At 68.8% G+C, this 19,865-nt stretch carries 21 protein-coding genes; 11 read left to right on the top strand and 10 right to left on the bottom strand.

From position 1 onward, the window contains the following. Window positions 1–25: 25 nt before the first annotated feature. Window positions 26–1,054, bottom strand: coding sequence for an LLM class F420-dependent oxidoreductase (locus ACFWV3_RS01265; protein WP_382406898.1), 1,029 nt, complete (start codon window positions 1,052–1,054; stop codon window positions 26–28). A gap of 45 nt (window positions 1,055–1,099) precedes the next feature. Between ACFWV3_RS01265 and ACFWV3_RS01260 the strand changes: the two genes are divergently transcribed. The 5 genes from ACFWV3_RS01260 to ACFWV3_RS01240 are packed head-to-tail and all read left to right on the top strand — an operon-like array spanning window position 1,100 to window position 5,541. After that, entirely contained in the window at window positions 1,100–2,044 is a 945-nt protein-coding gene (locus tag ACFWV3_RS01260; RefSeq protein WP_382406896.1) for a Zn-ribbon domain-containing OB-fold protein, read from the top strand. Window positions 2,045–2,051: 7 nt separating this feature from the next. Beyond that, a complete protein-coding gene (locus ACFWV3_RS01255) occupies window positions 2,052–3,107 on the top strand; it encodes a thiolase domain-containing protein (protein WP_382406894.1) in 1,056 nt (351 codons plus the stop codon). Continuing rightward, the gene (locus tag ACFWV3_RS01250; protein ID WP_382406892.1) at window positions 3,108–4,250 is read left to right on the top strand and encodes a thiolase domain-containing protein; all 1,143 of its coding nucleotides are present in this window, start codon (window positions 3,108–3,110) and stop codon (window positions 4,248–4,250) included. Next, on the top strand, window positions 4,247–5,107 hold the full coding sequence (locus ACFWV3_RS01245; protein ID WP_382406890.1) for a TIGR03619 family F420-dependent LLM class oxidoreductase: 861 nt from the start codon (window positions 4,247–4,249) through the stop codon (window positions 5,105–5,107). The genes ACFWV3_RS01250 and ACFWV3_RS01245 overlap by 4 nt, the downstream gene beginning before the upstream one ends. Further along, on the top strand, window positions 5,104–5,541 hold the full coding sequence (locus ACFWV3_RS01240) for a nuclear transport factor 2 family protein (protein ID WP_382406888.1): 438 nt from the start codon (window positions 5,104–5,106) through the stop codon (window positions 5,539–5,541). The genes ACFWV3_RS01245 and ACFWV3_RS01240 overlap by 4 nt, the downstream gene beginning before the upstream one ends. 365 nt (window positions 5,542–5,906) lie before the next feature. Here ACFWV3_RS01240 and ACFWV3_RS01235 read toward each other — a convergent pair whose 3' ends face one another. Next, window positions 5,907–6,821: an alpha/beta hydrolase gene (locus ACFWV3_RS01235; protein WP_382406886.1), complete on the bottom strand. Its 915-nt coding sequence runs from the start codon at window positions 6,819–6,821 to the stop codon at window positions 5,907–5,909. A gap of 124 nt (window positions 6,822–6,945) precedes the next feature. Here ACFWV3_RS01235 and ACFWV3_RS01230 point away from each other — a divergent pair, with 124 nt between their 5' ends. Continuing rightward, window positions 6,946–7,560, top strand: a complete 615-nt coding sequence (locus ACFWV3_RS01230) for a TetR/AcrR family transcriptional regulator (protein ID WP_382406884.1) — start codon at window positions 6,946–6,948, stop codon at window positions 7,558–7,560. On the opposite strand, the gene ACFWV3_RS01225 is transcribed toward ACFWV3_RS01230, so the two are convergent. Beyond that, complete coding sequence (locus tag ACFWV3_RS01225; RefSeq protein WP_382406882.1) at window positions 7,548–8,774, bottom strand: cytochrome P450; 1,227 nt, start codon at window positions 8,772–8,774, stop codon at window positions 7,548–7,550. The two genes, ACFWV3_RS01230 and ACFWV3_RS01225, sit on opposite strands and share 13 nt — an antisense overlap. 127 nt (window positions 8,775–8,901) lie before the next feature. Here ACFWV3_RS01225 and ACFWV3_RS01220 point away from each other — a divergent pair, with 127 nt between their 5' ends. Then, on the top strand, window positions 8,902–10,029 hold the full coding sequence (locus ACFWV3_RS01220) for a steroid 3-ketoacyl-CoA thiolase (RefSeq protein WP_382406880.1): 1,128 nt from the start codon (window positions 8,902–8,904) through the stop codon (window positions 10,027–10,029). On the opposite strand, the gene ACFWV3_RS01215 is transcribed toward ACFWV3_RS01220, so the two are convergent. From ACFWV3_RS01215 to ACFWV3_RS01205, 3 genes are all read right to left on the bottom strand, one after another. Further along, complete coding sequence (locus ACFWV3_RS01215) at window positions 10,013–10,927, bottom strand: hypothetical protein (RefSeq protein ID WP_382406878.1); 915 nt, start codon at window positions 10,925–10,927, stop codon at window positions 10,013–10,015. The genes ACFWV3_RS01220 and ACFWV3_RS01215 overlap by 17 nt on opposite strands. A 352-nt stretch (window positions 10,928–11,279) precedes the next feature. Beyond that, window positions 11,280–12,131, bottom strand: a complete 852-nt coding sequence (locus tag ACFWV3_RS01210) for an SDR family oxidoreductase (RefSeq protein ID WP_382406876.1) — start codon at window positions 12,129–12,131, stop codon at window positions 11,280–11,282. After that, window positions 12,128–12,889 carry an SDR family oxidoreductase gene (locus ACFWV3_RS01205; protein WP_382406874.1) on the bottom strand — a complete coding sequence of 254 codons (762 nt, stop codon included), beginning with the start codon at window positions 12,887–12,889 and terminating at the stop codon, window positions 12,128–12,130. The genes ACFWV3_RS01210 and ACFWV3_RS01205 overlap by 4 nt, the downstream gene beginning before the upstream one ends. A 63-nt stretch (window positions 12,890–12,952) precedes the next feature. Here ACFWV3_RS01205 and ACFWV3_RS01200 point away from each other — a divergent pair, with 63 nt between their 5' ends. Genes ACFWV3_RS01200 through ACFWV3_RS01185 form a run of 4 tightly spaced genes read left to right on the top strand, consistent with a single transcriptional unit; the run spans window position 12,953 to window position 16,248 of the window. Beyond that, the gene (locus tag ACFWV3_RS01200) at window positions 12,953–13,720 is read left to right on the top strand and encodes an enoyl-CoA hydratase family protein (RefSeq protein ID WP_382406872.1); all 768 of its coding nucleotides are present in this window, start codon (window positions 12,953–12,955) and stop codon (window positions 13,718–13,720) included. Next, a complete protein-coding gene (locus tag ACFWV3_RS01195; protein ID WP_382406870.1) occupies window positions 13,695–14,492 on the top strand; it encodes a CoA transferase subunit A in 798 nt (265 codons plus the stop codon). Before ACFWV3_RS01200 ends, ACFWV3_RS01195 begins: the two co-directional genes overlap by 26 nt. Continuing rightward, window positions 14,489–15,202, top strand: coding sequence for a CoA-transferase subunit beta (locus ACFWV3_RS01190; protein ID WP_382406868.1), 714 nt, complete (start codon window positions 14,489–14,491; stop codon window positions 15,200–15,202). The genes ACFWV3_RS01195 and ACFWV3_RS01190 overlap by 4 nt, the downstream gene beginning before the upstream one ends. Then, window positions 15,199–16,248 (top strand): NAD(P)H-dependent flavin oxidoreductase, encoded by a 1,050-nt coding sequence (locus ACFWV3_RS01185; protein WP_382406866.1) that lies wholly within the window; start codon window positions 15,199–15,201, stop codon window positions 16,246–16,248. Before ACFWV3_RS01190 ends, ACFWV3_RS01185 begins: the two co-directional genes overlap by 4 nt. Here the strand turns inward: ACFWV3_RS01185 and ACFWV3_RS01180 are convergent. Genes ACFWV3_RS01180 through ACFWV3_RS01165 form a run of 4 tightly spaced genes read right to left on the bottom strand, consistent with a single transcriptional unit; the run spans window position 16,232 to window position 19,821 of the window. Beyond that, window positions 16,232–17,374: an acetyl-CoA C-acetyltransferase gene (locus tag ACFWV3_RS01180; RefSeq protein WP_382406863.1), complete on the bottom strand. Its 1,143-nt coding sequence runs from the start codon at window positions 17,372–17,374 to the stop codon at window positions 16,232–16,234. The two genes, ACFWV3_RS01185 and ACFWV3_RS01180, sit on opposite strands and share 17 nt — an antisense overlap. A 13-nt stretch (window positions 17,375–17,387) precedes the next feature. After that, complete coding sequence (locus ACFWV3_RS01175; protein WP_382406861.1) at window positions 17,388–18,011, bottom strand: TetR/AcrR family transcriptional regulator; 624 nt, start codon at window positions 18,009–18,011, stop codon at window positions 17,388–17,390. Then, the gene (locus tag ACFWV3_RS01170) at window positions 18,008–18,751 is read right to left on the bottom strand and encodes an SDR family oxidoreductase (protein ID WP_382406859.1); all 744 of its coding nucleotides are present in this window, start codon (window positions 18,749–18,751) and stop codon (window positions 18,008–18,010) included. The genes ACFWV3_RS01175 and ACFWV3_RS01170 overlap by 4 nt, the downstream gene beginning before the upstream one ends. After that, window positions 18,748–19,821 carry an acyl-CoA dehydrogenase family protein gene (locus ACFWV3_RS01165; RefSeq protein WP_382406857.1) on the bottom strand — a complete coding sequence of 358 codons (1,074 nt, stop codon included), beginning with the start codon at window positions 19,819–19,821 and terminating at the stop codon, window positions 18,748–18,750. The genes ACFWV3_RS01170 and ACFWV3_RS01165 overlap by 4 nt, the downstream gene beginning before the upstream one ends. Window positions 19,822–19,865: the final 44 nt, after the last annotated feature.

Raw genomic sequence — 19,865 nt, 5'->3', positions numbered from 1 at the left:
ACCCTCAAAGTAGAACGCGTTTCACCTACTGACAAGCCTCCGACACGGCCTTGATCGAGGCAACGTCGCGGCACCCGACGAGCAGCATCGTGACGCCCGCCTTCTCCCACCGGCCGATCTCCTCGCGGACGTGCTCGGCGGTGCCGACGATGCTGATCTCGGCCACCAGCTCGTCCGGGACCACCCGCGCCGCCTCGTCCTTCCGGCCCGCCTGGAACAGCGCGCCGATGTCCTTCACCGCTTCGCCGTACCCCATGCGGGTGAACACCTCGGCGTGGAAGTTCATCCCCGGCGCGCCCATCCCGCCGATGTACAGCGCGACGAACGGCTTCAGCATCGCCCGGACGGACACCGGATCGTCCGTCACGACGACCTGACAGGTGGCAGCGACCTCGAAGTTCTCCCTGCTCCGGCCGCTTTTGGCGAACCCCTCCGCCAGCCACTCGTCGTACATGCCGGCGAGGCGCGGCGCGTAGTAGATGGCGAGCCAGCCGTCGGCGATCTCCGACGTCAGCGCGACGTTCCTCGGCCCCTCCGCGCCGAGCCAGATGGGCAGGTCGGCGCGCAACGGATGGGTGATGGGCTTGAGCGGCTTGCCCAGCCCGAGCGCGCCAGGTCCCCGGTACGGCAACGGGTAGTGCGGACCGTCGTTGGTCACCGGCGCCTCGCGGGCCAGCACCTGCCGCAGGACCGACACGTACTCCCTGGTCCTGGCCAGGGGTTTCGCGAACGGGCGCCCGTACCAGCCCTCCACGACCTGCGGCCCGGACACACCGAGACCCAGCACGAACCGGCCGCCGGACAAGTGGTCCAGGGTCAGTGCGTGCATCGCGCACGCGGCCGGTGTGCGGGCGGACATCTGCACGACGGACGTGCCGAGCCGCACCCGTTCGGTCTCGGATCCCCACCACGCCAACGGAGTGAAGGCGTCCGAGCCCCAGGCCTCGGCCGCGAAGACCGCGTCGAAGCCGGATTCTTCCGCCGCCGCCACGAGTTCGGCGGCGTTCGAGGGCGGACCAGCGCCCCAGTAGCCGAGCTGCAGACCGAGCTTCATGCACTCATCTTGCCACCATTTCGAGAACCTGTTTCACTTTGATCTGTGACCAAGCCGCTGAGTGCTCCACTGGACGTCGGCTTCGACTACACGCGCTCGACGGGCCCGACGCTGGGCCGCTTCCTGTCGGATCTGCGCCGCCGGAAGGTGACCGGGATCCGCGGCTCGGACGGCCGCGTGCACGTGCCGCCGCTCGAGTACGACCCCGTGACGGCGGAGCAGCTGTCCGAGTTCGTCGACGTGGCGTCGACCGGTGTCGTGCGCGGCTGGTCGTGGATCCCCGAACCGCTCGAAGGTCAGCCGCTCGACCGGCCGTTCGCGTGGGCGCTGATCCAGCTCGACGGCGCGGACACGTCGTTGCTGCACGCCGTGGACGCCGGTTCGCCCGAGGCGATCTCGACGGGCGCACGGGTGCGGGCACGCTGGCGTGGCGAGCGCGTCGGAGCGATCACCGACATCGAGTGCTTCGAGCTCTCCGACTCCCCAGCCGACCCACCGGTCGACGCGGAGGACGTGTCGATGGTCATCACGCCGGTCACCCTGCACTACACGCACTCCGCGTCACCGACGGAGGACCCGTTCCTGCGCGGGCTGATGGAGGGCAGGCTGATCGCCCAGCGCTGCCCGGCGTGCGAGAAGGTCTACTTCCCGCCACGCCCGGCCTGCCCCACCGACGGTGTGCCGACGACGGATCAGGTCGAGCTGTCCGACCGCGGCACGATCACGACGTTCTGCGTGGTCAACGTGCCGTTCCTCGGCCAGCGCATCCCGCCCCCGTACGTCTCGGCCTACGTGCTGCTCGACGGCGCGGACATCCCGTTCCTGCACCTGCTGCTCGGCATCGCGCCCGAGGACGTGCGGATGGGCATGCGCGTCGAGGCGGTGTGGAAGCCGCGCGAGGAGTGGGGCCCGACGATGCAGAACATCGACCACTTCAAGCCCTCCGGCGAGCCGGACGCGGCGTTCGACTCCTACTCCCGGCACCTGTGAGGCTCGGATGCGTGAGGTTGCGGTAGTCGGTTTCGCGCAGACGCCCTGCGTGCGCGAGACCGACGGCACCACCAACGGTGTCGAGATGCTGGTGCCGATCTTCCACGAGGTGCTCGGCGGGCTCGGGCTCACCAAGTCCGACATCGGGTTCTGGTGCTCGGGTTCCTCGGACTACCTGGCGGGGCGCGCGTTCTCGTTCGTCTCCGCGGTGGACGCGATCGGCGCGTTCCCGCCGATCGCCGAGTCGCACGTCGAGATGGACGCCGCGTGGGCGCTCTACGAGGCGTGGGTGAAGCTGCAGTGCGGCGAGGTCGACACCGCTCTGGTGTACGGCTTCGGCAAGTCGTCGGCCGGGCAGCTGCGCCGGGTGATGGCGATGCAGCTCGACCCGTACGTCGTGACGCCGTTGTGGCCGGACACCATCGGCCTGGCGGGAATCCAGGCCCGGCTGGGCATCGAGGCGGGGCTGTGGGACGAGCGGGCGATGGCGTCCGTGGCCGCGCAGAGCCGTGCCAACGCGATGTCGAACCCGCTGGCGCAGCTGTCGGGTTCCTACGACGTCGACTCGTTGCTCGCTTCCGGCTACGTCGCGCATCCGTTGCGCCGGCACGACTGCGCGCCCATCACGGATGGTGCTGCGACCATCGTGCTGGCGGCTGGCGACCGTGCGCGGGAGCTGTGTTCCCGCCCCGCGTGGATCACCGGGTTCGAGCACCGGGTCGACTCGCCGTCGTTCGGGACGCGCGATCTCACGACGTCGCCGTCGACGGTGGCGGCGGGCAAGGCGGCCGGGGCCGAAGGCGTCGAGGTGGCGGAGCTGCACGCGCCGTTCACGCACCAGGAGATCCTGCTGCGCCAGGCGCTCGGCCTCGGTGACGACGTGTCGGTGAACCCGTCCGGCGGTGTGCTGGCGGGCAACCCGATGTTCTCGGCCGGCCTCGCCCGGATCGGTGAGGCGGCCCGCCGGGTCCACGACGGAACGGCCTCCCGCGTGCTGGGTCATGCCACGAGCGGGCCGCTGCTCCAACAGAACCTCGTCTGCGTGATGGAAGGGCGGGAGTAGATGCGACCGGCAGCTGTGGTCGGCACCGGCCAGACGCACCACGCCGCGAAGCGCCTCGACGTGTCGATGGCGGGTCTGTGCCGCGAGGCGATCGACCGCGCGATGGCCGACGCGGGCGTGGACTGGCCGGACATCGACGCCGTGGTGCTCGGCAAGGCGCCGGACCTGTTCGAGGGCGTGATGATGCCCGAGCTGTTCCTCGCGGACGCTTTGGGCGCCGTCGGGAAACCGTTGCTGCGCGTGCACACCGCCGGTTCGGTCGGCGGCAGCACGGGCAACGTGGCGGCGTCTCTCGTCCAGTCCGGAGTGCACGATCGCGTGCTCGCCGTGGCGTTCGAGAAGCAGTCGGAGTCGAACGCGATGTGGGCGCTGTCCGTGCCGACGCCGTTCACGATGCCGGTGCACGCCGGCGCCGGTGGCTACTTCGCGCCGCACGTCCGCGCCTACATCCGCCGCGCCGGAGCTCCCGAGCACATCGGCGCGATGGTCGCCGCCAAGGACCGCCGCAACGGCGCGCTGAACCCCTACGCGCACTTGAAGCAGCCGGACGTCACCGTCGAGTCGGTGCAGGCGTCGAAGATGCTGTGGGACCCGATCCGGTACGACGAAACCTGTCCCTCGTCGGACGGCGCTTGCGCGGTGGTGATCTCGGCCGAGCCGACGTCGTCGCGTGCCGCCTGGATCCGCGCGACCGCGATGCGCACCGAGCCCACCACGTTCGCCGGCCGCGACCAGGTCAACCCGCAGGCCGGGCAGGACTGCGCGCGGGCGTTGTGGAAGCAGGCGGGGATCACCGACCCGCTGTCCGAAGTGGACGCCGCCGAGATCTACGTGCCGTTCTCGTGGTTCGAGCCGATGTGGCTGGAGAACCTGGGCTTCGCGGAGATCGGGCAGGGCTGGAAGCTCACCGAGGCGGGCGAGACCGAGATCGGCGGCCGGCTGCCGGTCAACCCCTCGGGTGGCGTGCTCTCGTCGAACCCGATCGGCGCGTCCGGGCTGCTGCGGTTCGCCGAGGCCGCCAACCAGGTCATGGGCACCGCGGGCGACCACCAGGTCGACGGCGCGCGGGTCGCGCTCGGGCACGCGTACGGCGGTGGGTCGCAGTTCTTCGCCATGTGGGTCGTCGGATCGGAGAAGCCATGAAGTTCACCGTCGGCATCGCGATGAGCCCGCTCGACCAGCTGACGTCGCTCGCCCAGTGCGCCGAGGAGTGCGGCTACTCGTCGATCGCGCTGCCGGACTCCCTTTTCTTCTCGGAGAAGGTGTCCGCGGACTACCCGTACACGCCCGACGGCTCCCGCATGTGGAACCCCGAGACGCCGTGGGTGGACCCGTTCGTGGCGGCCGCGGCGATGGGAGCGGTGACCTCGCGGATCCACTTCTACACGCAGGTCCTGAAGCTGGGGTCGCGCAACCCGTTGCTGCTGGCCCGCCAGGTCGGGTCGGTGGCGCACCTGACCGGCAACCGGTTCGGGCTCGGCGTCGGGCTCGGGTGGTCGCCGGAGGAGTTCGAGTGGTGCGGGGTGCCGTTCAAGAACCGCGGGCCGCGCGTGGACGAGATGATCGACGTGTTGAAGCTGGTGCTCGGCGGCGGGATGGTCGAGTACCACGGGGACTACTTCGACTTCGACCGGCTGCAGATGTCGCCGGCACCCACTTCGCCGGTGCCGTTCTACGTCGGCGGCCACACCACCGCCGCGTTGAAGAGGGCGGCTCGGGCCGGGGACGGGTGGACCTCGGCGATGATCAAGTTCGCGGATCTTCAGTCCGTCATCGCCCAGTTGAGGGATCTCGGCGCTTTTGAGCGCCCCTTCGAGATTCAGGCCGTGTGCATCGACCGGTTCGGGGTCGACGGGTACCGGCAGCTGGAGGAGATCGGGGTCACCGATGTGATCGTGGTGCCCTGGTTGTTCTACGGGGTCGGGTTCGACGGTGGGTTGCAGGCCAAGAAGGACGGGCTCCGGCGGTTCGCCGACGAGGTGTTGGGAGAGTTCTCGTGACGGCTGTTACCTGGAAGGCCTCTGAGGTCGAGACTCCTGCTCGGGTGGCTTCTTGGCGGTCCATGTCGGCTGTCACTCGGGGGGCCAAATCCGAGTGGTTGGCGTTGTTCGCCGCTGACGCCGTGGTTGAGGATCCGGTTGGGGTGTCCATGTTCGATGCCGAGGGGAAGGGGCATCGTGGGCTGGAGGCGATTTCGGCGTTTTGGGACATGGCTATTGCGAGCGTCGAGAGGTTCGAGTTCGTGATCCACGACTCGTTCGCTGCTGGGGCCGAGTGTGCGAACGTCGGGGTGATCTCGGCGTTTTTGCCTGGTGGGGCTCGGGTTGATACCGAGGGTGTGTTTGTTTACTGCGTGGGTGAGGACGGGTTGGTTCGGTCTGTTCGGGCGTTTTGGGAGACTGAGCGGGCGATGGCCACGTTGACGATGCCCTGATTTCCAGCGTGGTCACCTTTGGTGGTTCCGTGCCTGTTCCAGCGTGGGCGTGCACCTCGGACGAAGCGAGGGTGTACATCGCCGCTCCGCGACGATCCGCGATTGGGGCTTGACTTCGGGGCCCTTGCGAGGCGCTGGTTCGGCCGGAAAAGGCCGGATGCTTCGCAACCGGCCGATCCCGAAAGGGGTAGCACCTCACACCCAAAGTCAAGCCCCAATCGCCAAACCACGAGTGGGTGCACCGCTACCCATCGAGGCAAGGTCTGCACGGCTCGCCTTCGGCATCGCGGTTGTGGGAGTGCGGGGGTTGTCACTGCTCGCCTTCGGCATCGCTTGGGGCCTCGGCTTCGCCATTGGCGTGTGGGTTACCCCGCCTGGGGCGCCAAGTGCTTCGTTAGCCAGGTGCCCACGCGCCCGATCGTCTCATCCGCCTCCGGGGCTCGGCCTGCCATCAGCGGGTACACGTGCAGCATGTCGTCTGCCACCTCCAGGGTGACGTCTACGCCTGCTGCTGTTGCGCGGTTGGTGAAGCGTTGTGCGTCGTCCAGCAGGCCCTCCCGGCTGCCTGCGGTGATGTAGATCGGGGGCAGGCCTGTCAGGTCTGCCGTCAGTGCGTTCGCCAGAGGAGCGTCGGGTGACGCCCCGCCCAGGTAGATGGCGGACAGCTGCTTCATCAGTGGGCGGCTGAGGAACGGGTCGTGTTCTGCGTTGGTGTCGAGGGTGTCGCCGCCGGCCGTCGTGTCGTACCACGGGGAGAGGGCCACGATCGCTGCTGGTAGTGGCAGGTTCTCGTCGCGGAGGCGGAGTGCTGTGGTCGTGGCCAGGCCGCCGCCTCCCGAGTCGCCGGCGGTGGCGATGGACTGCGGGGTGAAGCCCTGGGCCAGGAGCCAGCGGTAGGCGGCTGCGGCGTCGTCCAGCTGGGCTGGGAACTGGTGTTCCGGCGCCAGGCGGAAGTCGAGGACCAGTGCGGTCGACCTGGCGGCTTTGGCCAGGTGGGCGGCCAGTTTGCGGTGGGAGTGCATCGAGTTCCCCATGAAGGCGCCGCCGTGGAGGTACAGGATGACCCTGGCGGGGTCGGCGTTCAGGGGCCTGGCCCAGAGCGCTGGGCGGCCGCCTGCGGTGACCTCCTCGTAGAGGACGTCGGTGGGCTCCGCGGTCAGTGCGGAGAGCTCGTCCATGACGCTGCGCGTGGTCGTCAGGTCTCGGTCGGGGCTGTCGATCGCGCGCTGGGTCATCGACGCCAGCAACGCGTGCAGCGCCCCGGATTCAGTGCTTGCCACCTGGAACTCCTCGTTGCGAGCAGAGATTGGAACGGGTGTGCACGCCCGGCAACGACGATCCTCAGGCAAAAATGGAATGTCAATTCCAGTCTGCGTAGGCTTCACCTCTGGACGGGAGGACTGGATGGCGATCGCACGGGAGACGGCGCCTACGCGGCGGGGGCGGGAGACGCGGGCGCGGATCGTTGCTGTGGCCGCGGAGTTGTTCGCGGCCGACAGCGTGGCGGGCACGAGCATCGAGGACGTGTGTGCGGCGGCTGGTGTCAGCGTCTCGCAGGTCTACCACTACTTCCAGAACAAGAACGGGCTGGTCAGGGCCGTTATTGTTCATCGGGCTGAGTCGGCGCCCGACGGGGACAGCCGTGGTCTGGACGGTGTCGCCAAGCTTCAGCGGTGGTGTGACAACGCGATCGCCACGCAGGTCGAGCGGCAGTTCGTCGGGGGGTGTGAGCTCGGGTCGCTGGCGGCGGAGCTGGCTGAGACGGACGACGATCTTCGGCACGAGTTGGCCGAGGCGTTCGTGCGCTGGGAAGGGCCGTTGCGCACCGGGTTGCGGGCGATGCACGGGCGTGGCGAGCTGGTGGCGGACGCCGATCCCGACGCGTTGGCCGTGGTGCTGCTGGCGGCGTTGCAGGGCGGGATCCTGCTCACGCAGACGCGCCGGGACGTAATGCCGTTGAAGACGTCGTTGGACGCCGCCATGCACTACGTCCGGGCGCATGTGCGTCAGGCGTACTGAACGCGGAACTCCTTGATGCCGTTGAGCCAGCCCGAGCGCAGGCGCCTCGGCTCGGCCACCTGCCTGATGTCCGGCATGGCGTCGGCGATCGCGTTGAAGATCAGGTCGATCTCCAGCCTGGCCAGGTTCGCGCCGATGCAGAAGTGGGCGCCGCTGCCGCCGAAGCCCAGGTGCGGGTTGGGGTCGCGGGTGATGTCGAAGGTCTCCGGATCGGTGAAGACCTCCTCGTCGAAGTTGGCCGACGAGTAGAACATGCCGACCCGCTGGCCCTGCTTGATCTCGACGCCGCTGAGCACGGTGTCCGCCATGGCGGTGCGCTGGAACGAGACGACCGGGGTGGCCCAGCGGACGATCTCGTCCGCCGTCGTCGCCGGTCGTTCGGCCTTGAAGCGCTCCCACTGGTCGGGGTGGTCGAAGAAGGCCTTCATGCCGTGCGTGATGGCGTTGCGGGTGGTCTCGTTGCCGGCAACTGCCAGCAGCAGCACGAAGAAGCCGAACTCCTCCGACGCGAGACCCGCACCGTCCACATCGGCCTGGACGAGCTTGGTGACGATGTCGTGCCGCGGGCACTTGCGGCGGTCCTCCGCCATGGTCCACGAGTAGCCGAGGAGCTCGGTGGCGGCCGCGAGCGGTTCGATCTCGAACTCGGGGTCGTCGTAGGCGATCATCTGGTTGGACCAGTCGAAGATCTTGCGGCGGTCCTCCTGCGGAATGCCGATCAGCTCGGCGATGGCCTGCAGGGGCAGCTCGCACGCGACGTCGGACACGAAGTCGCCGCTGCCCTTGGCGAGCGCCTCGGCCACGATCAGCTCAGCACGGGCCGTGAGGGCCTCGCGCAGGGCGTTGACCGCACGCGGGGTGAAGCCGCGGGAGACGATGCCGCGCTGCTTCGTGTGGGTCGGCGGGTCCATGTTGAGCAGCAGCAGGCGCTGCATCTCGATGTTGTCGCGCGGCATGTCGTCCTTGAAGCGGATGATCGCCGTGTTCTCGCGACTCGAGAAGAGCTCGCTGTTGCGCGAGACCTCCTTGACGTCATGATGCCTGGTCACGACCCAGTAGCCCTCGTCGGGGAAGCCGCCCTGTCCCAGCGGTTTGGAGTTCCACCAGATCGGCGCCGTCTTGCGCAGCTCGGCGAACTCCTCGTGCGGCAGCCGACTCGCGTACATGTCGGGGTCGGTGAAGTCGAAGCCTTCCGGGATGCGCGGCTTGTCCACAGGAACCTCCTAGGTGGAACGCGTTCTATCCGATTCAAACACGCTTGCGCCTTGTGCTGAAGCCCCCATGCAGCCAATCTGGTGAAGTACAGGAACGTGTTCTAGTTTTGATGCCGAGGAGGCTCGCGTGGGCAGTCCGGTGATCGTGGGAGCGGTGCGCACGCCCATCGGCAAGCGCAACGGCTGGTTGTCCGGCCTGCACGCCGCCGAGCTCCTGGGCGCGGCCCAACGGGGCCTGCTGGACCGGACGGGCGTGGATCCGTCCACCGTCGAACAAGCCATCGGCGGCACGGTCACCCAGGCCGGCGAGCAGTCGAACAACATCACCAGGACCTCCTGGCTCCACGCGGGCCTGCCCCAGACCACCGGCTGCACCACGGTCGACGCCCAGTGCGGCTCAGCCCAGCAGTCCACGCACCTCATCGCGGGCCTGATCGCCGCAGGCGCGATCTCCTGCGGCGTCGCGTGCGGTGTGGAGGCCATGAGCCGAGTCCCCCTCCGCAGCAACGTGGGCGACACCGGCCTCCCCCGCCCGGACTCGTGGACGATCGACCTCCCGAACCAGTTCGTCGCGGCCGAACGAGTAGCCGCCCGCCGAGGCATCGGCCGCGAGGAGGTGGACCGCTTCGGCGTCCAGTCCCAGAACCGAGCCCGAGCGGCCTGGGCAGCAGGCCGCTTCACCGCCGAGGTCGTCCCCGTCAAGGTCGGCGAGGACCTCGTGGACACCGACCAGGGCCTGCGCGAAACCTCACTGGAAGCCCTGGCCGCCCTCAAGCCCGTGGTCCCGGACGGCGTCCACACCGCCGGCACCTCGTCCCAGATCTCGGACGGCGCCTCGGCGGTCATGGTGGTCGACGAGGACTTCGCGCGAGCCCACGGCCTCCGCCCCAGGGCCCGCATCGTCACCCAATGCCTGGTCGGCTCGGACCCGTACTACCACCTGGACGGCCCGGTGGACGCCACCGCACGCCTGCTGGCGCGCAGCGGCATGAAGATGAGCGACATCGATCTCTTCGAGGTCAACGAGGCTTTTGCCTCCGTGGTCCTGTCGTGGGCGGCGGTGCACCGCCCGAACTGGGACCGGGTCAACGTCAACGGTGGGGCGATCGCGATCGGCCACCCGGTGGGCAGCACGGGCACGCGGTTGATCACGACCGCGCTGCACGAGCTGGAGCGCCGGGACGCCACGACCGCGCTGATCACGATGTGCGCGGGCGGCGCCTTGGGAACGGGCACGATCATCGAACGGATCTGAGGTCGTCCGCCGGGTAGGGCGTTCGCCTGCTCTCGTGCTGGAACCGGCGGTAGAAGTCTTTCATCACCGCCGCGACACCGTTGTGGCGGTCCAGCACCTCGGCGACCCGTGACGGCACCCCTTCATGCCGCAGTGCGTGGGCGAACCACATCACGAGGTGCGTCGAGGTGTAGTAGCGGTCGTAGTCCTGGTTCTCGACGAAGAACGCGATCTCCTCCTCCGACATCTCGAACCGAGAGGAGATCGCAAGGCCGTAGTCAGCGAAGTAGAGACGTTCTCCGTCGGTCAGGACGTTCTGGAAGTGACCGTCGAAGTGCAGGAGCCCACGCGAGTTCATGAACTCCACCCCGGCCCGCAGTTCCCTCTCGACCATCTCGCACGCATTGCCGAGGTCGGCCACGCCGTTCAACCAGTCGTGCAGGTTCTGCGGGAAGTACTCGAGGAACAGCGCGATGCTCGCCGACGAGTTCCGCAAGGCCTCGATCCGAGGCCGCACCTCCGGCCCCCAGTAGCCAATCGCCTCGTCAAGCTCAACAGGAAGCGTCTGCCCAGGATGCGGCAGAACGCGCCAGTGGTACATCAGCGGAAAGCCGGCGTGCTCCCCAGCCGTCACCCAGTCCGTGGTCATCGAGTGCACAGCCAGCTCACGCCAGGCGCCAAACCCCGCCGCACCAACCAGCCCGACGCCATAGTGCGCGTGCATGGGCAACCCGAACAGGTTCGCCGTGGACCCGACGTTCTCCGGCCGAAGCTCCAGCTCGGTCACCGGCAGCCGTTTCACGAACACCGGAACTCCATCGACGTGCAACAACGCCGTCGGCCCGCCGATCCCGGCCCCCATCGGCTCGGCGGACTCCACAAGTCCCCCGAGCTCGCAGTCGTCCAAACACGACAACACGGCCGAGACAGCAGAGTGTTTGGCCAGACGAGTCACACGATCAAGCTACGCGCCACGAAGATCAAGCGATGCCGAAGGCGAGCCGTGCAGGCCTTGCCCAGATGGGTAGCGGTGCACCCACTCGTGGTTTTGCGATTGGGGCTTGACTTTGGGTGCGAGGTGCTACCCCTAGTGGATCGGCCGGTTGCGAAGCATCCGGCCTTTTCCGGCCGAACCAGCGCCTCGCAAGGGCCCCGAAGTCAAGCCTCAATCGCAATCGTCGCGCAGCGGCGATGAACCCAGATCTTCGTCCGAGGTGCACGCCCACGCTGGAACAGGCACGGAACCATCAAAGGCAACCACGCTGGAACCCCTAAGCCCCATAAACAGGCACCGGATGATCCTCAGCAACAAGCTTCCGAACAACCGGCCCCAACTCCTCCGGCAACCACCGCGCCCCCTTGTCGACGACAGGCCCGCGCTGCCACCCGTGCACCACACAAACCCGCCCACCATCAACCTCGAACATCCGCCCGCTGACGTCCCCAGCCTCTTCACTACCCAACCAAACAACCAACGGCGAAACGTTCTCCGGCGCCATGGCATCAAACCCGTCCACAGGCGCCGCCATCACAGAAGCGAACGCAACCTCAGTCATCCGAGTCCGAGCAGACGGCGCGATCGCATTGACCGTGACCCCGTACCGAGACAGCTCCGCAGCCGCAACGAGGGTCAACGAAGCAATCCCGGCCTTCGCAGCCGAGTAGGAAGCCTGCCCCACACTCCCGAACAACCCGGCCCCGGACGAAGTGTTGATCACCCGCCCGGAAACAACCCCACCGGCCTTGACCACCCCACGCCAATGGACAGCAGCATGGTGCAGCAACGCGAAATGTCCCTTGAGGTGGACGCGCACCACGTCATCCCACTCATCCTCGCTACAACTCACGACCATCCGGTCCCGCACGATGCCGGCGTTGTTGACGAGCACGTCGAGCCCGCCGAACGCGGACACCGCCGCCGAGACCACCCGTTCAGCCCCCGCCCAAGTCCCGACATCGTCCGTGTTGACGACCGCCCGAGACCCGATCAACGAAGCCACCTCCCGAGCAGCATCCGCCGACACGTCGTTCACCACCACACGGGCCCCGGAAGCACCGAACGCCAGCGCATGGGCACGCCCGATCCCCCGCCCGGCACCCGTCACGATCACGATCCGGCTCATGAAGAACCCCCATCGGAAGCGGCCAAGAACGCGGGCACCTCTCCCCCGCCATGAACGACCAACGTCGCGCCGCTGACGTAAGAAGCCAGCGGCGAAGCCAAGAACACAGCACACGCACCGACCTCGTCCGGCGACGCGAGGCGACCCAACGGCACGGTGCGGGCCACAGCCTCGATTCCGGCCTCGGAGCCGTAGTGCAGGTGTGACTGCTCGGTGCGCACCATGCCCACCGCCAGCCCGTTCACCCGCACCAGAGGCGCCCACTCCACGGCCAGCGACGACGTCAGGTTGTCGAGGCCGGCTTTCGCGGCGCCGTAGGCAGCGGTGCCGGGTGACGGCCGGCGGCCGGAGACGCTGCTGACGTTCACGATCGCGCCACCCGACGACTGAGTCTGCATGACGGCGTTCGCCGCCTGCGACACCAGCAGCGGAGCCAGCAGGTTCAGCTCCACGATCTTCGAGTGGAAACGCGGCGAAGCGCCGGAGGCCAGCGCGAAAGGCGCGCCACCGGCGTTGTTCACCACGACGTCCAACCGCCCGAAGCGCTCCACGATCCCGGTGACCAGCGAGGACACCTGTTCCGCGTCACGGACGTCGCACTGCACGAACGTCGCGTCCGGGACGGAAACAGGACGCCGCGCGCACGTCACCACTACGGCCCCTGCGGCGAGGAACGCGCGGGTGATGCCGAGTCCGACACCGCGCACGCCGCCCGTCACCAGGACCACTGCTCCGTCGAGGTCCAGTTCCACCAGCACCTACCCCGGTCGCTCCGGCACTGCTAAATTACCAAGCAATCGCTTGGTTCGGAAGGCGGCGCGATGGGAATCTCCAGCAGCCACACCGAAAACGGCATCGTCGAGGTCACGATCGACTACCCCCCGGTCAACGCCATCCCGTCGCAGGGCTGGTTCGACCTGGCCAGGGCGGTCACGGAGGCGGGCGAGGTCCCCGAGGCACGGGTGGTGGTCCTGCGGGCCGAGAACCGCGGGTTCTGCGCGGGGGTCGACCTCAAGGAGATCCAGCGGTCGCAGGGGTACGAGGCGCTGATCGCCGCGAACCGGGGGTGCGCCAAGGCTTTCGCGGCCGTGTACGACTGCGAGGTGCCGGTGGTCGTGGCGGTCAACGGGTTCTGCCTCGGCGGCGGGGTCGGGCTGGTCGGCAACGCGGACGTCATCGTCGCGTCCGACGACGCCACGTTCGGGTTGCCCGAGGTCGACCGCGGGGCGCTCGGGGCCGCGACGCACCTGGCCAGACTCGTGCCACAGCACCTCATGAGGACGCTCTACTACACAGCCCGCCACGTCAGGGCGCAGACGCTGCACCACCACGGCAGCGTTGTCGAGGTGGTGCCACGCGAACGACTCGACGACGCGGCACGAGAGATCGCCAGGGAGATCGCCAAGAAGGACCCCAGGGTGATCCGCGCGGCCAAGGAGGCGATCAACGGCATCGATCCGCAGCGCGTGCACCAGAGCTACCGCTTCGAGCAGGGCTTCACCTTCGAGCTGAACCTCACCGGTGTGTCGGACCACGCCCGGCAGGCCTTCCTGGACGGACACCATGCGCGACAAGCGAATGACGGCTGACGAGGTCGTCGGCCAGATCAAGGACGGCATGACCGTCGGCATCGGCGGCTGGGGCTCGCGGCGCAAGCCGATGGCCCTGGTCAAGGCGCTTCTCAAGACATCGGTCAAAGACCTCACCATCGTGACGTACGGCGGCCCGGACGTCGGGCTGCTGTGCGCGGCGGGCAAGGTCCGCAAGCTCGTCTACGGGTTCGTGTCGCTCGACTCGATCCCGTACGACCCGTGGTTCAAACGGGCCCGCGAGACCGGCGCGATCGAGGTGCTGGAGCTGGACGAGGGCATGTTCCAGACCGGCCTGCGCACGGCGGCGCACCGGTTGCCGTTCCTGCCGATCAGGGCGGGACTCGGGTCGGACGTGCTGACGTACGCGCCCGAGATCAAGACCGTCCGCTCCCCCTATGACGACGGCGAGGAGCTCGTCGCGATGCCCGCGCTCAAGCTCGACATCGCGCTGGTTCACCTCAACCGCGCGGACAGGCACGGCAACGCCCAGTACCTCGGGCCCGACCCGTATTTCGACGACCTGTTCTGCCTGGCGGCGGACCGGCGGTACGTGTCCTGCGAGCGGATCGTCGAGACGTTCGAGGGACCACCGCAGACCCTGCTGCTCAACCGCATGATGGTCGACGGCGTGGTGGAGGCACCGGGTGGCGCCGGGTTCACCAGCTGCGTGCCCGACTACGGCCGCGACGAGGCCCTCCAACGGGAGTACGCGACGGCGGCCGCCGACCTGGAGAAGTGGCCGGACTTCTACGAGAGGCTGCTCGGATGAGCGACATCACGAGGGCCGAGGTGTGCGTCGCCGCCTGCGCCGACCTGTTCGCCGGCGCCGGGGAGACGCTCGCCAGCCCGATGGGCCTCATCCCGTCACTCGGCGCGAAGCTCGCCCGGCTCACCACCGAGCCCGACCTGCTGCTGAGCGACGGCGAGGCGTTCCTGCTCACCCCGGAGTCCACTGTGGAGGGCTGGCTGCCGTACCGGAAGGTGTTCGACGTCGTCGCGCACGGCCGCCGGCACGTCGTGATGGGCGCGAACCAGGTGGACAGGTTCGGCAACCAGAACATCTCCGCGATCGGCGACCACGCCAGGCCGACCCGGCAGCTCCTGGGCTTCCGCGGTGCGCCGGGCAACACGATCAACCACCGCACCAGCTACTGGGTGCCGCGGCACAGCCCGCGCGTGCTCGTCGAGGCGGTCGACGTCGTCTCCGGCGTCGGCTACGACAAGGCCGTCGGGCCGTTCCACGACGTCCACCGCGTCGTCACGAACCTCGCCGTCCTCGACTTCGCCACCCCGGACCACTCGATGCGCATCGTGTCCGTGCACCCCGGGGTCTCGGTCGACGAGGTCCAGAAGCAGACGTCGTTCCCGCTCGTCGCCGAGAACGTCACCGAGACCCGGCTCCCGACCGACGAGGAGCTGGAGCTGATCAGGACGAGACTCGACCCGGACGGCAAGCGGGACAGGGAAGTTCCGCAGTGAGGACCGCGCTGACCGACCTCGTGGGCGTCGAGCACCCGGTCGTGCAGACCGGCATGGGCTGGGTCGCCGGGCCGCGGCTGGTGTCCGCGACGGCCGAGGCGGGCGGGCTCGGCATCCTCGCGTCGGCCACGATGACCTACCCCGAGCTCGAGGCCGCCATCAAGGAGACCCGCTCGCGCACCACGGCGCCGTTCGGCGTGAACCTCCGCGCCGACGCCCACGACGCGCCGGAACGGATCGACCTGCTCATCCGCGAACAGGTGAAGGTCGCGTCCTTCGCGCTGGCCCCGAAACCGGACATGATCGCGAAGCTGACCGACGCAGGGGTCGTCGTGATCCCGTCGATCGGCGCGGCCCGGCACGCCGAGAAGGTCGCGAAGTGGGGCGCCCACGCCGTGATCGTCCAGGGTGGCGAAGGCGGCGGCCACACCGGTGGCGTGGCGACGACGTTGCTGCTCCCGAGCGTGCTGGACGCCGTGGACATCCCGGTGATCGCCGCCGGTGGCTTCTTCGACGGACGCGGGCTCGCCGCCGCGCTCGCGTACGGCGCGGCCGGCATCGCGATGGGCACGAGGTTCCTGCTCACCCAGGAGAGCACGGTCCCGGACGCGGTCAAGCAGGCCTACCTGCAACGAGACCTCAACGGCACCGTCGTGACCGCCCGCGTCGACGGCCTGCCGCACCGAGTGCTGCGCTCCGACCTGGTCGACCACCTCGAGAAGGCAGGCCGGATCAGCAGCCTCGCCAGGGCGGTCGCCAACGCGTCCCGGTTCCGCAGGCACACCGGGCTGTCCTGGCCCGCCATGATCCGCGAGGGCCTGGCCATGAGACACGGCAAGGACCTCACCTGGTCGCAGGTGATCATGGCCGCCAACACGCCGATGCTGCTCAAGGCCGGTCTCGTCGAGGGCAGGACGGACGCGGGCGTGCTCGCGTCGGGTCAGGTCGCCGGGCTCCTCGACGACCTGCCGACGTGCGCGGAGCTGATCACCACGATCGTCGCCGACGCCGAGAAGGCCCTCGACCGGCTCAGAGACGTTCGATGATCGTCACGTTCGCCTGACCGCCGCCCTCGCACATCGTCTGCAACCCGTACCGGCCACCCGTCCGCTCCAGCTCGTGCAGCAGCGTCGTGAACAGCTTCGTGCCGGTCGCGCCGATCGGGTGGCCGAGAGCGAGCGCTCCCCCGTTGACGTTGACCCTGCCCAGGTCGATCTTGAGCTCCTTCGCCCACGCCAGTGCCACGGACGCGAACGCCTCGTTGATCTCGAACAGGTCGATGTCCGAAAGGGACATCCCGGCGCGGTCCAGCGCGTACCGGGTGGCGCGGATCGGCGCGGTGAGCATGTAGATCGGGTCGGACCCGCGGGCCGACATGTGGTGCACGCGGGCCCGCGGCGTCAGCTTGTGCTCGCGCACGGCCTGCTCCGACACCACCAGCACCGCCGAGGCGCCGTCGGAGATCTGCGACGACAGCGCGGCGGTCGTGCGTCCACCCGGTCGCAACGGCGGCAGCTTCGCCATCTTCTCGGCGCTGGTGTCCGGGCGCGGGCACTCGTCGGCCGCGACGCCGTTGACGGGCGCGATCTCGCGGTCGAAGCGGCCCTCCTTGATCGCGGTGATCGCGCGGAGGTGGCTCTGCAGCGCGAACTCCTCCATCTCGCGGCGCGACAGGTCCCAGCGCACGGCGATCAGGTCGGCCGCGCGGAACTGCGAGACCTCCTCGTCGCCGTAGCGGTGCCGCCAGCCCTCGCAGCCCTCGAACGGGCCGCCGGCCGGTCCTGCCGTCATGGCCGAGCCGATCGGCACCTGCGACATGTTCTGCACGCCCCCGGCGACGATCACGTCCGCCGTGCCGCTCATCACCGCCTGCGCCGCGAAGTGCAGCGCCTGCTGGCTCGACCCGCACTGGCGGTCGACCGTCACGCCCGGCACCTGCTCAGGGAAGCCCGCGGCCAGCCACGAGGTCCTGGCGATGTCGCCGGCCTGCGGGCCGACGGTGTCCACGCAGCCGAAGATCACGTCGTCCACGTCCGTCGGGTCGACCTCGACCCGGTTGAGCAGCGCCGTGATCACGTGCGCGCCGAGATCCGCGGGGTGCACGCGGCTCAGCTCGCCGCCACGCCTGCCCGCCGGAGTTCGCACAGCCTCGATGATGTACGCCTCGGCCACGAGGGCCCTCCCTTTACGTCTTCGTCCCCGTCGACTTCTTGCGGCGACCCGTGGCGATGCCGTCGAGCAGGATCGCGAGGTACTGGTCGGCGACCGTCTCCGCCGGCAGGCCGCCGTCCGGCCGGTACCACCGCACGGCCACCCACACCGTGTCGCGGATGAACCGGTAGGCCAGGTCCACGTCGAGGTCGGCGCGGAACACGCCCGCGCTCATGCCGTCCTCCAGCAGCACCGACCAGAGCTTGCGGAACTCCACGTTGCGGTCCTCGATGTAGGAGAACCGCTCCAGCCCCATCAGCTGCCGCGACTCGTTCTGGTAGATCGCCACCTCGGCGTGGCGGGTGTCGATCGCCTCGAACGACGCCACGACCAGCGCCTTCAGCGTCTGCTGGGGTTCGAGTCCCGCGTCCACGATCTCCCGGTAGCGCGCGAACAGCTCGTCCAGGAACGTCCGCAGGATCTCGTCCACCATCGACTCCTTCGAGTCGAAGTGGTGGTAGAGGCTGCCGGACAGGATGCCCGCCGCGTCCGCGATGTCGCGCACCGTCGTCTGCCCGTACCCGCGTTCGGCGAACATCCTCGCCGCCAACGCGAGCAGTTCCCGCCTTCTGCTGCTCACCGGTCGTACCTTCCTCATGGGTGCTGACTGCTCACCGAGACGACCTCGCCCGTCAGGTAGGACGAGTAGTCACTGGCGAGGAACACGATCACATTCGCGACCTCCCAGGGCTCGGCGGCGCGCCCGAAAGCCTCCCGGGACGCCAGCTCCGTCAGCAACTCCTCACTGGTGACCTTGGCCAAGAACGGGTGCGCGGCCAAGCTCGGGGCGACCGCGTTCACCCGGATGCCGTGCTCGGCGACGTCCATCGCGGCGCACCTGGTCAGCGCCATGACGCCCGCTTTCGCTGCGGCGTAATGGGCTTGACCCCGCTGCGCCCGCCAGCCGATCACACTCGAGTTGTTGATGACGACACCGCTTCGCTGGGCGACCATTCGGCGCAGCACGGCCCTCGTGCAGCGGAACGTGCCGTTCAACGTCACGTCCAGCACGCGCGACCACTCGTCGTCGCTCATGTCGGTGATCGGCTTCTCGCCACCGAGGCCGGCGTTGTTGACCATCACGTCGATGCGGCCGTGGCGTTCGACCGTCTCGTCCACGAGCCGTTGCACCTGCTGCTCGTTCGTGACGTCGCACGGGATCGCGTGGTCGGTGCCGAGGGCTTCGTGGGTCTCCTTGAGGCGGCGCTCGTGCCAGTCGCTGATGACCACCGTCGCACCCTCTTCGAGGCACCGCTTGGCGGTCGCGGACCCGATGCCGGTGCCCGCCGCGGCCGTCACGACGACGACCTTGCCCGCGAGCAGGTCGTGGCCGGTCATCGTGGCAGCCCCAGGACCCGGTGGGCGATGATCTCGCGCTGCACCTCGTCGGAGCCGCCGTAGATCGTCTCCGCGCGGCTGAACAGGAACATCCGCTGCCACTCGTTGTCGTCGATCATCGACTCCGGGCCGAGCGAGTCCATCGCGAGCTCGCCGAGCCTGCGGTGCCAGCCCGCCCAGAACAGCTTCAGCACGGACGCCTCCGGGCCCGGTTCGTCGTTCAGGGTGCGCAGCGTGTGCGAGCGCATGACGTGCAGTTCGAGCCACGCCCTGGTGAGCCTGTCGTCCGGCGGCGCGGCGGCCATGATCGCGTCGAGCTGCCTGCGGAAGCTCACCTGGTGGCCCAGCATCGCGGTGCCGCGTTCGAAGCCGAGGGTGGCCATGGCGATCTTCCAGCCCTCACCGGGCTTGCCGACGACGTTCTCGCTCGCCGTGACGGCGCCGTCGAAGAAGACCTCGTTGAACTCTGACGTGCCGGTGAGCTGGCGGATCGGCCGGACCTCGATGCCCGGCTGGTCCATCGGCACCAGCAGGTACGACAGGCCGTGGTGGCGCTGGGAACCCGGTTCCGTGCGGCAGAGCACGAAGATCCAGTCGGAGTAGTGCGCGTTCGACGTCCAGATCTTCTGGCCGTTGATCACCCACCTGTCGCCGTCGAGCGCGGCCTTCGTCTGGACGGAGGCGAGGTCCGAGCCCGCGTTCGGCTCCGAGTAGCCCTGGCACCACAGCTCGTCGAGGCTGCGGATCCTCGGCAGGAAGCGCTCTTTCTGGGCGGGCGTGCCGAACGCGATGAGCGTCGGCCCCAGCAGCCCCTCCCCCACGATGTCGACCTTCGCCGGTGCCCGCGCCTCGGCGTACTCCTCGTGGAAGACCACCTGCTCCTCGACGCTGCGCTCGCCGGGCCAGCCGAGGCACGTCCACCCGCTCGCCGCCAGGTGCCGGTGCCACCGCAACCGTCCCTCGAACGCCTCGTGCTCGCGGCCGGGTCCCCCCAGGCCGCGCAGCTCAGCGAACTCACCGACGAGGTTGGCGGACAACCATTCCCGCACCTCGCGCCGGAAGGACTCCATGGGCCATACTGTAACCTACCAAGCACTTGCTTTGGAGGGGTCCG

The sequence above is a fragment of the Lentzea sp. NPDC059081 genome (assembly GCF_042738015.1).
Lineage (GTDB): Bacteria > Actinomycetota > Actinomycetes > Mycobacteriales > Pseudonocardiaceae > Lentzea.
This window is presented reverse-complemented; position numbering and strand designations above follow the sequence as displayed.

Coding starts and splice junctions, on each gene's coding strand:
- ACFWV3_RS01250 (WP_382406892.1), top strand. CDS start 3,108: ATGCGACCGGCAGCTGTGGTCGGCACCGGCCAGACGCACCACGCCGCG.
- ACFWV3_RS01190 (WP_382406868.1), top strand. CDS start 14,489: ATGAGCGACATCACGAGGGCCGAGGTGTGCGTCGCCGCCTGCGCCGAC.
- ACFWV3_RS01200 (WP_382406872.1), top strand. CDS start 12,953: ATGGGAATCTCCAGCAGCCACACCGAAAACGGCATCGTCGAGGTCACG.
- ACFWV3_RS01170 (WP_382406859.1), bottom strand. CDS start 18,751: ATGACCGGCCACGACCTGCTCGCGGGCAAGGTCGTCGTCGTGACGGCC.
- ACFWV3_RS01255 (WP_382406894.1), top strand. CDS start 2,052: ATGCGTGAGGTTGCGGTAGTCGGTTTCGCGCAGACGCCCTGCGTGCGC.
- ACFWV3_RS01230 (WP_382406884.1), top strand. CDS start 6,946: ATGGCGATCGCACGGGAGACGGCGCCTACGCGGCGGGGGCGGGAGACG.
- ACFWV3_RS01210 (WP_382406876.1), bottom strand. CDS start 12,131: ATGAGCCGGATCGTGATCGTGACGGGTGCCGGGCGGGGGATCGGGCGT.
- ACFWV3_RS01265 (WP_382406898.1), bottom strand. CDS start 1,054: ATGAAGCTCGGTCTGCAGCTCGGCTACTGGGGCGCTGGTCCGCCCTCG.
- ACFWV3_RS01175 (WP_382406861.1), bottom strand. CDS start 18,011: ATGAGGAAGGTACGACCGGTGAGCAGCAGAAGGCGGGAACTGCTCGCG.
- ACFWV3_RS01195 (WP_382406870.1), top strand. CDS start 13,695: ATGCGCGACAAGCGAATGACGGCTGACGAGGTCGTCGGCCAGATCAAG.
- ACFWV3_RS01245 (WP_382406890.1), top strand. CDS start 4,247: ATGAAGTTCACCGTCGGCATCGCGATGAGCCCGCTCGACCAGCTGACG.
- ACFWV3_RS01165 (WP_382406857.1), bottom strand. CDS start 19,821: ATGGAGTCCTTCCGGCGCGAGGTGCGGGAATGGTTGTCCGCCAACCTC.